This window comes from Cryobacterium sp. TmT2-59, assembly GCF_004403545.1.
Taxonomy (GTDB): Bacteria; Actinomycetota; Actinomycetes; order Actinomycetales; family Microbacteriaceae; genus Cryobacterium; species Cryobacterium shii.
In genome coordinates this window covers 16,197-31,071 of record NZ_SOGM01000030.1, presented here as the reverse complement: position 1 = coordinate 31,071, position 14,875 = coordinate 16,197, and the positions used below count along the sequence as shown (strand labels likewise).

Sequence of the window (14,875 nt, the reverse complement as noted above, 5' to 3'; positions counted from 1 at the left end):
GAGCGTAAACACCGCTCTGGCCGGGACTTAGACCTGGATCTCCGAGACCGGAAGGGTCGAATCCGCGCCGAACTCCATTGACGAGGGCTCGTGCCCGGCCATGATCAGTTGGGCGCCGAGCGCGGCGATCATGGCGCCGTTGTCGGTGCAGAGCGACAACGGCGGGATGCGCAGGGCGATGCCGGCGGCATCCGTGCGTTGCTCGGCCACCAGACGCAGCCGGGCGTTCGCGATCACCCCGCCGCCGAGCAGGAGCCGCGGCACCTCGAGGTCGACGCAGGCCGCGACGGCTTTGGTGAGCAGGATGTCCACGACCGCCTCCCGGAAACTGGCCGCGACGTCTGCGACGGGCACGGTTTCGCCCGCGTCGCGCTTCTGTTCGACCCAGCGGGCGACCGAGGTCTTGAGCCCGGAGAAGGAGAAATCGTAGCGGTGTTTGGCCATGTCCTTGGTCTGGCTCAGACCACGGGGGAAACGGATGGCGGAAGGGTCGCCCTCCAGCGCCGCCCGGTCGATCTGGGGCCCGCCGGGGTAGGGCAGGCCGAGCACCCGCGCCACCTTGTCGAACGCCTCGCCGGCGGCATCGTCGATGGTCTCGCCGAGGAGTTCGACGTCGGAGACCAGGTCGCGCACCAGCAGCAGAGAGGTGTGCCCGCCGGAGACGAGGAGCGCGATGGTCGGGTATTCGAGGGGTTCGGCGGTGTCGGTGGCCCCCATCCGGAGCACGTCCGCCCCGACGTGGCCGACAAGGTGGTTGACCGCGTAGATCGGCTTGCCGAGCGACAGGGCGAGGGCCTTGGCGGCGGCGACCCCGACCATGAGCGCTCCGGCCAGCCCGGGGCCGCTGGTGACGGCCACGGCGTCGATCTCGTCCAGGCGGATGCCGGCCTCCAGCGTTGCCGCCCGGATCGCGGGCACGAGCTCCTCGAGGTGCGCGCGCGCGGCCACCTCCGGCACGACTCCGCCGTAGCGGGCGTGCTCGTCCATCGATGACGCGATCGTGTTCGAGAGCAGGGTGGTGCCGCGCACGATCCCGATCCCGGTCTCGTCGCACGAGGTCTCGATGCCGAGGACGAGCGGATTGGAGCGGTTCATTCGGCGGCCTCCGGCGCGAGGGTTTCCGACGTCAGGGGCTCCGGTGTCAGGGGCTCCGGTGTCAGGGACGAGACGGGCAGAGGCACGTCGAGTCGCATTACGATCGCGTCGACGTTGTCTGGCTGGTAGTAGCCGCGGCGCACTCCGATTTCCTCGAAACCGAGCCGCCGGTACAGCTCCTGGGCGGAGGGGTTGTCGGCGCGCACCTCGAGGAAGACCTCGCGGACGCCCCGCTTCCGTGCCTCCGCGATCAGGCTGAGCATCAGGGTGCGGCCGAGCCCGTGGCCGCGGGCGTGCTCGGTGACCGCGATGGTCTGGACGTCGCCTTCCCGGGCGCCGCGAGGGGCCAGCAGGCCGGCGTAGGCCTCGATCCGGTCGGGCGAGTCGGGTGGGAAGGCGACCAGGTAGTAGCAGTTCGGGTCGGCGACGTCGCGCGCCATCGCCTCGGCGGACCAGGCGTCGGTCGCGAAAATCCGGCTCTCGAGCGCCATGATCGCGTCCACATCGGCGGCGCCGGGCCGGCGCAGCTGCCAGGTCATCTCAGCTCACCCGTTTCGGGCCGTTGGACAAGGTGACGTCGGGAGAGCGCAGGTAGATCGCTTCGTCACCGGCGAACGGATGCCCGTGCGCCCACATCAGTTCGGCCACCAGGCCCAGGTCCGCCGCGGAGACGGTGGCCGCGTCGTGGCGGGGCACCCCGGCGTGGTCCCAGTCGTCCTCCAGCAGCACGGCGGGTTTGGCCACACCCGGCCCGGCGACGCGGATCGGCAGGCCCGCGGCATCCGCCCCGCTGTACACCGACCAGTTGACCTCGCGGCGGCGCGCATCCGTGACGACGACGAGCCCGCCGATATGGCCGTCGCGGTACCGACCGAAGGCGACGGCGTCGTGGCTGACGACGGGTACGAACGGCACCCCCGCCCCCAGGGCGAATACGCGGGCGGCGGCGATGCCGACGCGCAGCCCGGTAAACGGGCCCGGGCCCATTCCGCCGACCACTCCGGAGAGGGCGGCGACCGGCAGATCGGCCTCGGACAGGCAGGCGGCGATGAGCCGGCCGATCACCTCGGCGTGGCGCATGGTGTCGCCGGTTTCGTGGTGGGCGATGACGCCGCGGTCGAGGTCGACGAGGGCGACGCTCGTGCCGGCGGAGGTATCGATGGCGAGAAGCACCTCCCCAGCCTATTCGCTGCGCCTCCCCGCCATCTCACCGCCCGCCCCCGCGCCCGCCCTGCCCTGCTCTGCCTGCCCTGCCTGCTCACGCCCGCCCGAGCGAATTCGACGGAGATTTTGGGGTTTTGGGCCGAGTTGTGCCGCTTAGAGGCTTTTTAGAGCAGAATCTCCGTCGAATTCGTTGGGAGCCCAGCGGGGGCCGTGGGGCGTGAGGGTGACCGTGCGGGGCTCGTCGAGGTCGAGCACCTCGGCGGGGTCGCCGGTGACGGATGCCGGGGCCTGCGAGGCGCCGACCGGCCGTTCGATCTCGATGTCCAGCCAGGACTCGGTGATGCCGTCGAGCATGCCGCGGCCCCACTCGACCACCACGATGGAATGCGCGAAGTCGATGTCGAGGTCGTCGAGTTCGACGGCGCTGGACAGCCGGTAGGCGTCGACGTGCACCAACGGCGGCCCGCCGACCGTGCTCGGATGGGTGCGGGCCAGCACGAAGGTGGGGCTGGTGACCGAGCCGCGCACGTGCAGTCCCTCGCCGAGGCCGCGGGTGAACGTGGTCTTGCCTGCCCCGAGCGGCCCGGTCAGCACGACCAGGTCGCCGGCGCGGAGCAGCGCGGCGACCTCGGCACCGAAATCGTGCATGCTGTCGGCGTCCGGGATTGTTCTGCGCATGTCGGGACCCTCAGCGTGCGGCACGGTCGGCGGCGCGCGGCGTGGCGGCCGGCGGCGTGGCGGGCTGCGTGGCGGCCGGCGGCGTGTCAGCCGGGTCCGGGTTCAGGTAGGTGCGCGGCACGCGATGCCCGATCCGGGTGACGATCTCGTAGTTGATCGTGCCGGCGGCCTCGGCCCACTCGGTGGCGCCGGGAACGCCCGCCTCGGGGTCGCCGAACAGCACCACCGGGTCGCCGACTTCCACGGCCTCGTCGCCGACGCTGACGACGAACTGGTCCATCGCGATGCGCCCGACGATGGGATGCGTGGCGGCGCCGACGGTGACGCGCGCGGTGCCGGAGGCTTGCCGCGGCACCCCGTCCGCGTAACCGAGCGGCACGAGGGCCAGGAAACCGTCGACGGGCGCGCGCCAGAGGTAGTCGTAGGAGACTCCGGCGCCGGCGGCGACCCGGCGCACGGCGGCGACCCGCCCGCGCAGCGTCATCGCCGGGGTGAGCCCCAGGTCGCGCGGCGTCTGGTCGTCGAACGGGGACAGCCCGTACATTCCGATGCCCACGCGCACCATCGTGTACCGCGCCGCCGGCACCCGCAGGGCCGCGGCCGTGGAGGCCAGGTGGATCAGGGTCGGGGTCAGTCCGGCCGCAGCGGCCAGGCTGAGTCCACGTTCGAAGCGCTCGATCGCCTCGGCGTCGTCGGCGGCGGACGCGTTCGAGAGGTGACTGAAGATGCCGGTGACGGTGAGCAGGCCGGCCCGCTCGAACTCGGCGGCGAGAGCGAAGACCTCGGCCCAGTCCGGCTCGTGCACGCCGTTTCGGTTGAGGCCGGTTTCCAGTTTGATCTGCACTCCGGCGACGACGCTGAGGGCCGCCGCGGCATCCGTGATCTGTCGCAGTTGCCGCGCCGAGGACACCCCGAGGTCGACATTCCGCGCGAGGGCGGCGCCGAAGTCGGCATCCGGATCGTGCAGCCAGGCCAGCAGGGGCGCGTCGATGCCCGCGGCACGCAGTTCGAGGGCCTCGTCGATGTCCGCGACCCCGAGCCAGTCGGCTCCGGCGGCGAGGGCGGTGCGGGCCACCGGCACGGCCCCGTGGCCGTAGGCGTTCGCCTTGACGACCGCCATCAGGTGGGGGGTGCCGATTACGCTCTTGAGGTGCGCGACGTTGGCGAAGACCGCGCCGAGGTCGATGACCGCTTCCCGGAAGCCGCTCATGCGTCACCCTCGATGACCACGAACGCGCAGGCCACCCCGGCGTCGTGGGTCATGGTGAGGTGCACGGATGTCACGCCGCGCGCCGTCACCGCGGCCTGGGCGGCGCCGTGCAGCGCGAAAGCGGGGTTGCCGTGGGTGTCGGTGATGACGCCCATCTCCTGCCAGCTGACACCGGTGCTGTCGCCGAGGGCCTTGATCAGGGCCTCCTTGGCCGCGAACCGCGCGGCGAGGGAGTGCACCGGGAGGGCGCGTTCGGCTTCGGTGAAGAGCCGGGGTATCAGCCCGGGGGTGCGCAGGACCTGCCGTTCGAAGCGTGCGAGGTCAACGATGTCGACCCCGATTCCCCGGATCATGCGGCTCCCCTCTCCACCGGCGGCTGCGGCCCTGCCGGTGCCCACCCTGCGGTGGCGGCTGTCCTTCTGCGGTGGCGGCTCTAATTCGACGCGGCTGTTATTCGACGGTGACGGACTTTGCCAGGTTGCGCGGCTGGTCGACATCCAGTCCCTTCGCGGTGGCCAGCGCCATCGCGAAGATCTGCAGCGGGACCACGGCGAGGAGCGGTTCGAACAGCGGCGCGGCCAGCGGGATGCGGATGACGGTGTCCGCGAACGGCAGCACGGCCACGTCGCCCTCTTCGGCGATCGCGATGATGCGGGCACCGCGGGCACGGATCTCCTGAATATTCGAGACGACCTTGGGGTGCAGGTGCGCGGAGCCGCGGGGGCTCGGCACGACGACGAAGACCGGCTGGCCGGGTTCGATCAGCGCGATCGGCCCGTGCTTGAGTTCGCCGGCGGCGAAGCCCTCGGCGTGGATGTAGGCGAGTTCCTTGAGCTTGAGCGCGCCCTCGAGGGCGATCGGGAAGCCGACGTGCCGGCCGAGGAAGAGCACGGCCCGGGTGTCGCTCATCCAGTTGGCCAGTTCGCGAACCGTCGGTTCCTGGAGCAGGGTGGTCGCGATCTTCTCCGGGATGCCCTGCAGCTCGGCGACCTGTTCCGCCTGCTCGGCTTCGCTCAGGCTCCCCCGCACTCGTGCCAGGTGGAGCGCGAACAGATACAGGGCGGTGATCTGGGCGACGAAAGCCTTGGTCGACGCCACGGCCACCTCCGGGCCGGCGTGCGTGTAGATCACGGCGTCGGACTCGCGCGGGATGGTCGCGCCCTGGGTGTTGCAGATCGAGATGGCCCTGGCGCCGGCTTCCCTGGCGTACTTGACGGCCATCAGGGTGTCCATGGTTTCGCCGGACTGGCTGATCGAGATCACCAGGGTGTCCGCGGTGAGCACCGGGTCGCGGTAACGGAACTCATGGCTGAGCTCGACGTCCACGGGGATACGGGTCCACTTCTCGATCGCGTACTTTCCGACCTGGCCGGCGTACGACGCCGTTCCACAGGCGACGATGACGATTCGGCGGATGTCCCGCAGCGCATCGTCGCCGAACGCGGCCAACTCCGGCACAACCACTGTTGTGCCCGCGATCCGGCCGCGCAGAGTGTTCGCGACGGCGTCCGGCTGCTCGGAGACTTCCTTGGCCATGAAGCTGGACCAGCCGCCCTTGTCCGACGCGGAGGCGTCCCAGGCGATGTCGAATTCTTCCGTTTCGACCGGGTGGCCGTCGAAGTCGGTGACGGTGACGAGGTCGGGCGTGATCGTCACGATCTGGTCCTGCCCGATGGCGACGGCCCGGCGGGTGTATTCGACGAAGGCGGCGACGTCGGAGCCGAGGAAGTTCTCCCCCTCGCCGAGGCCGATCACGAGCGGGGAGTTGCGGCGGGCTCCGACGACGATGCCGGGCTGGTCCTGGTGCACGGCGAGGAGGGTGAACGCGCCGTCGAGCCGGGAAACGACCGCGCGGAAGGCCTCGGCCAGGTCACCGACGCGCTGGTATTCGCGGCCGAGCAGAATGGCGGCGACCTCGGTGTCGGTCTCGCTCTCGAAGCTGAAGCCCTCGGCGAGGAGCTCGTCCTTGAGCACGGAGAAATTCTCGATGATGCCGTTGTGAATCAGGGCGAGCTTGCCGTTGTCTCCCAGGTGCGGGTGCGCGTTGGAGTCATTCGGGCCGCCGTGGGTGGCCCAGCGGGTGTGGCCGATGCCGGTGTTCCCGTTGTTGATCGGGTTGGCTTCGAGTTCCGCGGCCAGGGCGGCGAGCTTGCCGGCCTTCTTCGCCGTGTTCAGGGCGCCGCCGGCGTCGATGATCGCGATCCCGGCGGAGTCATATCCGCGGTACTCCAGCCGACGCAAACCGCCCATCAAAACCTGGACGCTCTTGTTGTCTCCGACGTAACCCACGATTCCACACATGACTGCGATATTAGTCCGAGTAAGCTGTGTGGAATGTCCGATGCGGTTGCGAGTCCCTGGAACAACGACCACAGCACCCCCTTCGTGGAACTGTCCCGGGCCGATTGGGCCGCTCTCGCCCCGACCACCCGGCTTCCCCTCCGGGAAACGGAAATCGTGCAGTTGCGGGGCCTGGGTGAGCCGCTGGACCTCGGCGAGGTCACGGATGTCTACCTTCCGCTCAGCCGGCTGCTGAACCTGTACGCGGCCGGTGCCCGCCAGCTGCACCGGGCCACGAGCGATTTCCTGGGCGAACGCGCCCAGCGCACGCCGTTCGTCATCGGCGTGGCCGGTTCGGTCGCGGTCGGCAAGTCCACCATCGCGCGACTGCTGCGGGAGCTCCTGGCCCGCTGGGAGGACACCCCCCGCGTCGAACTGGTGACCACCGACGGGTTCCTGCTGCCCAACGCGGAACTCACCCGGCGCGGTCTGATGGATCGGAAGGGCTTCCCGGAGTCCTACGACCGGCGGGCCCTGCTGCGGTTCGTGGCCGCGGTCAAGAGCGGCGCGGCCGAAGTGCGGTCGCCCTTCTATTCGCACCTGAGCTACGACATCGTGCCGGACGCCCAGATCGTGGTGCGTCAGCCCGACATCCTCATCGTCGAGGGTCTGAACGTGCTGCAGCCCCCCGGGCCCGGCCACGGGCTGGCCGTCAGCGACCTGTTCGACTTCACTCTCTACGTCGACGCCCGCACCCAGGACATCGCAAGGTGGTACGAAGATCGGTTCCTGAAGTTGCAGCGGGGCGCATTCAGCAACCCCAAGTCGTACTTCCACCGCTACGCGTCCATGACCGAGTCCGAGGCCCGGAGCCGGTCACGGGAAATCTGGACCGAGATCAACGAGCCCAACCTGGTGCGCAACATCCGACCGACCCGGTCACGCGCGACCCTGGTGCTGCGCAAGGACTCCAACCACGCCGTGTCCAAGGTGCTGCTGCGCAAGGTGTGACACCGGCGCCAAAGTGCCCGTTCCGGTCGAGAGTGACCGGTGTGCCGGGCACTCTCGACCGGAACGGGCACACTCGGGCAGCGGAACGGGCGCGGCGCGGCCAGGTGGACCGCCCGCCGGCGGGGGCCGGGTGGCTGAGGCCGGGCGCGTGGGGCTAGATGGCCGTCGGGGCCAGCGCGAGCTGTTCCCGCACGATGTCTGCCAGCTGGTGCGCCAGACGGTCGGCGGTGGCCTGGTCGGCCGCTTCGACCATGACCCGCACCATGGGCTCGGTGCCCGACGGGCGCAGCAGCACGCGGCCGGTGTCGCCCAGCTCTGCTTCCGCGACGCGCACGGCCTCGGCGATGACCTCGTCCGATTTCAGGGCGTGGTGGTCGACGCCCCGAACGTTGACCAGGATCTGCGGGAACACGGTCATCACGGCGGCGAGTTCGGCGAGGGTCTTGCCGGTGCGGGCCATCTCGGCGACGAGGTGCAGGCCGGTCAGGATGCCGTCGCCAGTGGTCGCATATTTCGTCATGATCACATGGCCGGACTGTTCCCCGCCGAGCGAGAGCCCGTTGGCGTTGAGTTCCTCGAGCACGTAGCGGTCGCCCACCTTGGTCTCGATCATGCGGATGTCGTTGGCGGCCATCGCCTTGCGCAGCCCGAGGTTGCTCATCACGGTGGCGACGAGGGTGCGGTCTTTCAACACGCCGCGCTCGGCCATGGACACCGCGAGGATCGCCATGATCTGGTCACCGTCGATGACGTTGCCGTCCCGGTCGACGGCAAGGCAGCGGTCAGCATCTCCGTCGTGCGCGATTCCGACGTCGGCCCCGGCCTCGAGCACGGCCCGGGAGAGGTTGTCGAGGTGGGTGGACCCGACCCCGTCGTTGATGTTGATGCCGTCGGGGTCGGCCCCGATGACGGTCAGTGTGGCACCGGCATCCGTGAAGACCTGCGGGGATACGCCGGCGGCGGCGCCATGCGCGCAGTCGAGCACGACGTGGATGCCGTCGAGGCGGTTGGGCAGGGTGCCGAGCAGGTGCACGACATAGCGGTCCTCGGCGTCGGCGAACCGGCGGATGCGACCGACGTCGCCGCCGATGGGCATCAGCACGTCCATCGTGAGGTGCTCTTCGATGCGGTTCTCGACGTCGTCGGGAAGTTTGGTGCCGCCGAAGGCGAACAGCTTGATGCCGTTGTCCGGGGCGGGGTTGTGCGAGGCGGAAATCATCACGCCGAAGTCGGCGCCGATGTCGGCGATCAGGAACGCGGTGGCGGGGGTGGGGATGACGCCGGCGTCGAGGACATCGACACCCGAGCTGGCCAGCCCGGCCGCGACCGCTGCAGAAATGAATTCACCGGAGATCCGGGGATCCCGGGCGAGCACCGCAACGGGTCTGCGACCCTCTGCCAGGCGCAACTCCGCGCGGCGGCCCTGAGTGAGGACCGCCGCGCTGGCCTGGGCGAGGCCCAGGGCCAGGCCAGCCGTGAGATCACGGTTGGCCAGACCCCGGACGCCGTCCGTGCCGAATAGTCGAGGCATTGTTACAGTGCTTCCCGACTTGTTAGCGCTTGGAGAACTGAGGAGCCTTACGGGCCTTCTTGAGTCCGGCCTTCTTGCGCTCCTTGACGCGAGCGTCGCGGTTGAGGAAGCCGTTCTTCTTCAGGATGGCGCGGTTGTTCTCTTCGTCGATCTGGTTCAGCGAACGTGCGATGCCGAGACGCAGGGCGCCGGCCTGGCCGGAGGGGCCACCGCCGGTGATGCGTGCGATGACGTCGTAGCTGCCGATGAGGTCGAGCACCTTGAACGGGTCGTTGATGAGCTGCTGGTGCAGCTTGTTCGGGAAGTAGTCCCCGAATTCGCGGCCGTTCACCGTGATGGTGCCGGAGCCGGGGACGATGCGCACGCGGGCGATGGCCTGCTTGCGACGGCCGACGGCTGCGCCGGGAACGTTGAGGATGGCGCGGGGCGCCTTGGTTACGGTCTCGGCCGGGGTCTCGGTCGAGTAGCTCTCCGGAGCCTGGTCAATCTGATCTGCGATTTTCGCCACGATGGTGTGAATCCTTTTTTCTTAGAATCGAAAAGTCTGGAGGCCGGCGCTACTGAGCGACCTGGGCGAGGGTGTACGGCTTCGGCTGCTGCGCGGCGTGCGGGTGCTCGGGGCCGGCGTAGACCTTGAGCTTGGCCAGCTGGGCGCGACCGAGGGTGTTCTTCGGAAGCATGCCGCGGATGGCCTTCTCGACCGCACGGGTCGGGTGCTTTTCGAGCATCTCCGAATAGTTGGTGGCCGTGAGGCCGCCCGGGTAACCGGAGTGGCGGTACGCCATCTTCAGGTCGAGCTTCTTGCCGGTGAGGGCAATCTTCTCGGCGTTGATGATGATGACGAAATCTCCCATGTCCATGTGGGGAGAGAACGTTGCCTTGTGCTTCCCGCGAAGGAGAATGGCGGCGTGGCTGGCAAGACGACCGAGCACGATGTCTGTGGCGTCGATGACGACCCAGTCGTGCTGGACTTCGCTTGCTTTGGGGGTATAAGTGCGCGTCACTATTGTGCTGCTTTCTTGTTTCGAACGGAGGTGTTCGTGAATCCCGCTCCGGGTGTGTTCCCAGAGGGGGAACACGATCGATGGAGGGCTCACGTTCGTGTGCCTGGCTGCAACGCACAGACACCAAAGGTCAACGATACCGCCGTGGGCGCCCGAGCGCAATTCCGGGCGTGAAGCCGACGGATGCGGAGGCGAGCTACTCCGTGTCGTCGATGAGTTCGCGCCGGGCCCGGGTCTCCAGCGCACGCAGCGCCAGCAACTCGTCGGCCGGGTAGCCGACCTTCAGCAGCGTGAGCCCCTGGGCGGGCATGACCTTGAATTCGCTGGTACGGGCCCGTTCGATCCGGAGGTCGACCAGGCGGTCCCCGGACAGGCGCCCCTCCCCCACGGCCACGCACGCGCCGACGAGGGCGCGAACCATGCTGTGGCAGAACGCGTCGGCCTGCACCGAGGCGACGAGAACGCCATCGGGGTCGCGCCGCCAGCTGAACTCCTGCAGCGTGCGGATCGTCGTCGCGCCGGGGCGCGGCTTGCAGTAGGTGGCGAAGTCGTGCAGGCCGATCAGCGTGGCGGCGGCCGCGTGCATGGCGTCCCCGTCGAGGCGGAAGCCGTGCCAGGTGGTGCGGAACCGCTGCAGCGGGTCGTGCCCGGCGACCGAGTCCGCGATCCGGTATTCGTACCGGCGGTAGAGCGCCGAGAAGCGGGCGTCGAACCCGGCCGGGGCGATGATGCTCGATTTCAGCACGATCTCGGGCTGGGTGACCAGGATTCCGCTGAGCCGCCGCTGCACCATGACCGCCAGCGGCGTCGGCGGGCGGCCCTTGCCGCGGGTGATCCGCACGAGGCCGTCGACCTGGTCGGGGTTCAGATCGAAGTGGGCGACCTGTCCCAGGGCGTGCACGCCGGCATCCGTTCGCCCGGCCACGGTCAGTACCGGGGTCGGCGGGTGGCTGTGCAGGATGCCCGCCAGTCCGGCCTCGATCTGCCCCTGGACCGTGCGGAGGCCAGGCTGGGTGGCCCAGCCGGACATCCCGGTGCCGTCGTAGGCGATATCCAGCCTGATCCGGGTGGTGCCTCGGCGTTGGATCTCGTCAGGCGCCGGGGGAAGAATCACGCAGGTAAGTGTACGGGCCGCCCCGGGTTATCGTTGAACCCGGATAGTTCTCCGAAGCCGTTATGAAACCCAGCAAACCCCAGCCCTCACCTGCCCGCCGCCCGCAAACCGTGAGCGATTCTGCGCGGCGCCTGGCCGGACTCGACGGCCTGCGCGGCATCGCCGTGGCCCTGGTCGTGGTCTTCCATTTCTTCCCCGCGGTGCTGCCCGGCGGCTTCGTCGGGGTCGACGTCTTCTTCGTGATCAGCGGTTTCCTGATCACGGGCCTGCTCGTCGTCGCGCACGAGCGAACCGGCCGGGTCTCGCTCGGCCGATTCTGGCAGCGCCGGGCCCGCCGACTGCTCCCCCCGCTGATTCCCCTGGTCCTCGCCTGTGCCACGGCGGCCTGGGCCATCGGCGGGGACGTCCTGGTCGGCATCGGCTGGCAGGTGCTCGGCGCAGCGACGTTCGGCTACAACTGGGTGTCGATCGCGGCGTCGGGCAGCTATTTCGCAACCGACCAGCCCGAACTGTTCCGCAACCTCTGGTCGCTGGCGGTCGAGGAACAGTTCTACCTGGTCTGGCCGTTCGCTCTGCTCGGCCTGTTGCTGATTCGCAGCCCCGCCGTGCGCCTCGGCCTGGTCGGCGGCCTCGCCCTGGCGTCGGCGCTGTGGATGGGGCTGCTGCACCAGCCCGGAACCGACCCCACCCGCGTGTACTACGGTTCGGACACGCACAGTTTCGGCCTCTTCATCGGCGCCGCGCTGGCCCTGGCTCTGCACCGCAGCGGCGCTTCCCCCCTCGCCCCGCGGGTGCGGGCCGTACTGGGCGGGGCCCGGCCCTGGCTCGGCCTGGCGGCGCTCGCGGGCCTCCTCGGCACCGCGGCCTGGCTGCCGGACACCGACGCCGTCACGTACCGCGGCGGGCTGCTTCTGGTGAGCCTGCTGTCCGCGGTCACGATCTGGGCCGCGGTGCGCGGCGGACGCTTCGGCCCGCTGCTGGACACCCCGGTACTGCGGTTCCTCGGGGAACGCTCCTACGGCATCTACCTCTGGCACTGGCCCGTCCTCGTGCTGACCCTGGCGGCCTGGCCCGCGGCCACGAGATCACCGGCCGGGATGCCGGCAGCCGGGTTGCTGGCAGCCGCGCTGACGCTGCTGGCCGCCGTCGGGTCATACCGCTGGCTCGAACTGCCCGCCCGCCGGCTGGGGGTGCGCGGCGGCATCCGTCGGCTGGCTGCGCTCCGGACGGGTCCCCCGCGGCGGCGCGCCCTGCTCGGGCTGGCCCTGGTGACCGGACTGGTGCTGGTGGCGGGCACGATGTCGGCGCTGATCACGGCGCCCAGTCAGACCAGCGCCCAGACAGAGATCGAACGCGGCCAGCAGGCGCTGGCCGCCGCCACCCGAGCGGCCGCCAGAGCCGAGGCCCGCGCCTCCCGGTCGGCCGCGATCACCGCCGCACTGGCTCCGGTCGGCAGCCGGATCACCGCGGTGGGCGACTCGGTCATGCTCGCCTCCGCCCCCGAGCTGCAGGCCGGCTTCCCCGGCATCGCAATCGACGCCGCGGTCTCGCGCGGCATGCGCGCTGCGCCGGAGCTACTCGCCGACCAGGCCCGCGCCGGCACTCTCCGGCGGGTGGTCGTGGTCGGACTCGGCACCAACGGCCCGATCGACCGGGACGACCTGGCCGACATCCGCGCCGTGATCGGGCCCGGTCGCACGCTGATCCTGGTCAACGCCTACGCCGAACGCGCCTGGACCGAGGGCGTCAATGCCGCCCTGGCGGACTTCTCCACGCGTTACCGGCAGGTCGAACTCGCCGACTGGCACGACGCGATCGCACCGCACCTCGACGTGCTGGCGGAAGACAACGTCCACCCGGGACCGACCGGCGGCAGAATCTACACGGAAGCGATCCGTGCTGCGCTGGACCGGCTCGGACGAGTGCCACCGCCACGGCGAACGGATGCCTTCCTGCGGCCCACCCCGACGGGTCCCGACGCGCCTCCGCTACCCCCGCTGCTGCCGGAGGCGACCGCTCACTGAAGCTCGTAGGCGAAGGGGAGCCGCCTAAATGTCCAGCACAGGGTGGCCGGGTGCGCAAAAAAGGGGCCCGACCGAAGTCGAACCCCTTTTTACGGTGAAACGTGACTACTTGGCGTCAGCCTCGTCGACAACGTCGGCCTCGACGGCCGCGTCGGCCGCGTCGGCCGGAGCCGTTGCTTCCTCGGCGACGTCGGCCGGAGCGGCCTCGGCGACAGGCTCTTCCGCGGCAGGCTTGGCAGCCTTCGACGCGGAGGCCTTCTTGACCTTCGGGGTCAGCGGCTCGAGAACGAGTTCCATCTGGACCATCGAAGCGTTGTCGCCCTTGCGGAAGCCGAGCTTCGTGATGCGGGTGTAGCCACCCTCACGAAGAGCAACCTGCGGCGCGATCTCGGTGAAGAGCTCGTGCACGACGCTCTTGTCGCCGATCGTGGCGAGCACGCGACGACGAGCGTGCAGGTCACCCTTCTTGGCGAACGTGATCAGTCGCTCGGCGACCGGGCGAAGGCGCTTGGCCCGCGTCTCGGTCGTCTTGATCGACTTGTGGGTGAACAGGGATGCGGCCAAGTTGGCCAGCATGTGGCGCTCGTGGGCCGGTCCGCCTCCGAGGCGGGCTCCCTTAGTGGGCGTAGGCATTGGTTATCTCCAGTATCAAAGTCGAAAGACAGTCTGAGCGACTGCTTTAGATGGTTTCTTCGTCGTAGCCGCTGTAGAAGTGGGCGCCGTCGAATCCGGGCACCGAGTCCTTCAGCGACAGGCCGAGCTCTACGAGCTTGTCCTTGACCTCATCCACCGACTTCTGTCCGAAGTTGCGGATGTTCATCAGCTGGGTCTCCGAGAGGGCGACCAGTTCGCTGACGTTGTTGATGCCCTCGCGCTTGAGGCAGTTGTACGAACGAACCGACAGATCGAGGTCCTCGATCGGAATCGACAGTTCGGTCGACAGCACGGCGTCGACCGGCGCGGGGCCGATTTCGATGCCCTCGGCGGCGGTGTTCAGCTCGCGGGCCAGACCGAACAGCTCGGTCAAGGTGCGACCGGCGGATGCGATGGCGTCGCGAGGCGAAATCGCCGACTTGGTCTCCACGTCAACGACGAGGCGGTCGAAGTCGGTGCGCTCACCGGCACGAGTTGCCTCGACGCGGTAGGTCACCTTGAGCACGGGCGAGTAGATCGAGTCGACCGGAATCTGGCCGGCCTCGGAATACTCGTTGCGGTTCTGGGTGGCCGACACGTAGCCGCGGCCGCGCTCGATGGTCAGTTCGAGTTCGAACTTGGCCTTGTCGTTCAGGGTCGCGATGACGAGTTCCGGGTTGTGGACCTCGACTCCGGCCGGAGCCGAGATGTCGGCGGCCGTGACCTGGCCGGCACCCTGCTTGCGCAGGTAAGCCGTGATCGGTTCGTCGTGCTCGCTGGAGATGACGAGACCCTTGATGTTCAGGATGATCTCGGTGACGTCTTCCTTGACACCGGGAACGGTGCTGAACTCGTGCAGCACACCGTCGATCCGGATGCTGGTGACAGCGGCTCCGGGGATCGAGGACAGGAGGGTGCGGCGCATCGAGTTGCCGAGAGTGTAACCGAAACCAGGCTCAAGAGGTTCGATGACAAACCTGGATCGGAACTCCGAGATGTTCTCTTCGGTGAGCGTGGGGCGCTGTGCGATAAGCACTATTGATTCCTTTCGGCTAAGTGTCCGCTATATGACACTTGCGTGGCGAGGGTTGAACGTGAAAGAAAAACGGTGATCGTCCCCCGACAGGCCCG

15 protein-coding genes are annotated in these 14,875 nt (G+C 69.1%); 2 read left to right on the top strand and 13 right to left on the bottom strand.

What is annotated here, in order from left to right:
- Nucleotides 1-27: 27 nt before the first annotated feature.
- From tsaD to glmS, 7 genes are all read right to left on the bottom strand, one after another.
- The gene (tsaD, locus tag E3T24_RS05300; RefSeq protein WP_134434364.1) at nt 28-1,095 is read right to left on the bottom strand and encodes a tRNA (adenosine(37)-N6)-threonylcarbamoyltransferase complex transferase subunit TsaD; all 1,068 of its coding nucleotides are present in this window, start codon (nt 1,093-1,095) and stop codon (nt 28-30) included.
- Nucleotides 1,092-1,634 (bottom strand): ribosomal protein S18-alanine N-acetyltransferase, encoded by a 543-nt coding sequence (gene rimI / locus E3T24_RS05295; RefSeq protein WP_134402675.1) that lies wholly within the window; start codon nt 1,632-1,634, stop codon nt 1,092-1,094. The genes tsaD and rimI overlap by 4 nt, the downstream gene beginning before the upstream one ends.
- 1 nt (nt 1,635) lies before the next feature.
- On the bottom strand, nt 1,636-2,268 hold the full coding sequence (gene tsaB, locus E3T24_RS05290; protein WP_134366351.1) for a tRNA (adenosine(37)-N6)-threonylcarbamoyltransferase complex dimerization subunit type 1 TsaB: 633 nt from the start codon (nt 2,266-2,268) through the stop codon (nt 1,636-1,638).
- A 144-nt stretch (nt 2,269-2,412) separates the two neighbouring features.
- Nucleotides 2,413-2,937 carry a tRNA (adenosine(37)-N6)-threonylcarbamoyltransferase complex ATPase subunit type 1 TsaE gene (gene tsaE, locus E3T24_RS05285; protein ID WP_134366352.1) on the bottom strand — a complete coding sequence of 175 codons (525 nt, stop codon included), beginning with the start codon at nt 2,935-2,937 and terminating at the stop codon, nt 2,413-2,415.
- A 10-nt stretch (nt 2,938-2,947) separates the two neighbouring features.
- On the bottom strand, nt 2,948-4,147 hold the full coding sequence (alr, locus tag E3T24_RS05280) for an alanine racemase (RefSeq protein WP_134404265.1): 1,200 nt from the start codon (nt 4,145-4,147) through the stop codon (nt 2,948-2,950).
- A complete protein-coding gene (locus tag E3T24_RS05275; RefSeq protein ID WP_134365637.1) occupies nt 4,144-4,500 on the bottom strand; it encodes a holo-ACP synthase in 357 nt (118 codons plus the stop codon). Before E3T24_RS05275 ends, alr begins: the two co-directional genes overlap by 4 nt.
- 97 nt (nt 4,501-4,597) lie before the next feature.
- Nucleotides 4,598-6,448 carry a glutamine--fructose-6-phosphate transaminase (isomerizing) gene (glmS, locus tag E3T24_RS05270; RefSeq protein WP_134411058.1) on the bottom strand — a complete coding sequence of 617 codons (1,851 nt, stop codon included), beginning with the start codon at nt 6,446-6,448 and terminating at the stop codon, nt 4,598-4,600.
- 33 nt (nt 6,449-6,481) lie between these two features.
- Between glmS and coaA the strand changes: the two genes are divergently transcribed.
- Complete coding sequence (gene coaA, locus E3T24_RS05265; RefSeq protein ID WP_134365635.1) at nt 6,482-7,438, top strand: type I pantothenate kinase; 957 nt, start codon at nt 6,482-6,484, stop codon at nt 7,436-7,438.
- Between the two features lie 154 nt (nt 7,439-7,592).
- On the opposite strand, the gene glmM is transcribed toward coaA, so the two are convergent.
- The 4 genes from glmM to E3T24_RS05245 all read right to left on the bottom strand — a co-directional run bounded on the left by glmM (nt 7,593) and on the right by E3T24_RS05245 (nt 11,003).
- Nucleotides 7,593-8,969, bottom strand: a complete 1,377-nt coding sequence (gene glmM / locus E3T24_RS05260) for a phosphoglucosamine mutase (RefSeq protein WP_134365634.1) — start codon at nt 8,967-8,969, stop codon at nt 7,593-7,595.
- Between the two features lie 22 nt (nt 8,970-8,991).
- Complete coding sequence (rpsI, locus tag E3T24_RS05255) at nt 8,992-9,477, bottom strand: 30S ribosomal protein S9 (protein ID WP_134365633.1); 486 nt, start codon at nt 9,475-9,477, stop codon at nt 8,992-8,994.
- A 49-nt stretch (nt 9,478-9,526) separates the two neighbouring features.
- Nucleotides 9,527-9,973 carry a 50S ribosomal protein L13 gene (gene rplM / locus E3T24_RS05250; RefSeq protein WP_104100940.1) on the bottom strand — a complete coding sequence of 149 codons (447 nt, stop codon included), beginning with the start codon at nt 9,971-9,973 and terminating at the stop codon, nt 9,527-9,529.
- A gap of 196 nt (nt 9,974-10,169) precedes the next feature.
- A complete protein-coding gene (locus tag E3T24_RS05245; protein ID WP_134404273.1) occupies nt 10,170-11,003 on the bottom strand; it encodes a tRNA pseudouridine synthase A in 834 nt (277 codons plus the stop codon).
- 194 nt (nt 11,004-11,197) lie between these two features.
- Here E3T24_RS05245 and E3T24_RS05240 point away from each other — a divergent pair, with 194 nt between their 5' ends.
- Nucleotides 11,198-13,111, top strand: coding sequence for an acyltransferase family protein (locus E3T24_RS05240; RefSeq protein ID WP_241978625.1), 1,914 nt, complete (start codon nt 11,198-11,200; stop codon nt 13,109-13,111).
- Between the two features lie 105 nt (nt 13,112-13,216).
- Here the strand turns inward: E3T24_RS05240 and rplQ are convergent, their stop codons facing one another.
- Both rplQ and E3T24_RS05230 read right to left on the bottom strand, forming a co-directional pair.
- On the bottom strand, nt 13,217-13,744 hold the full coding sequence (rplQ, locus tag E3T24_RS05235) for a 50S ribosomal protein L17 (protein ID WP_134403195.1): 528 nt from the start codon (nt 13,742-13,744) through the stop codon (nt 13,217-13,219).
- Nucleotides 13,745-13,790: 46 nt separating this feature from the next.
- Nucleotides 13,791-14,780 (bottom strand): DNA-directed RNA polymerase subunit alpha, encoded by a 990-nt coding sequence (locus E3T24_RS05230; RefSeq protein WP_134365630.1) that lies wholly within the window; start codon nt 14,778-14,780, stop codon nt 13,791-13,793.
- Between the last annotated feature and the right edge of the window lie 95 nt (nt 14,781-14,875).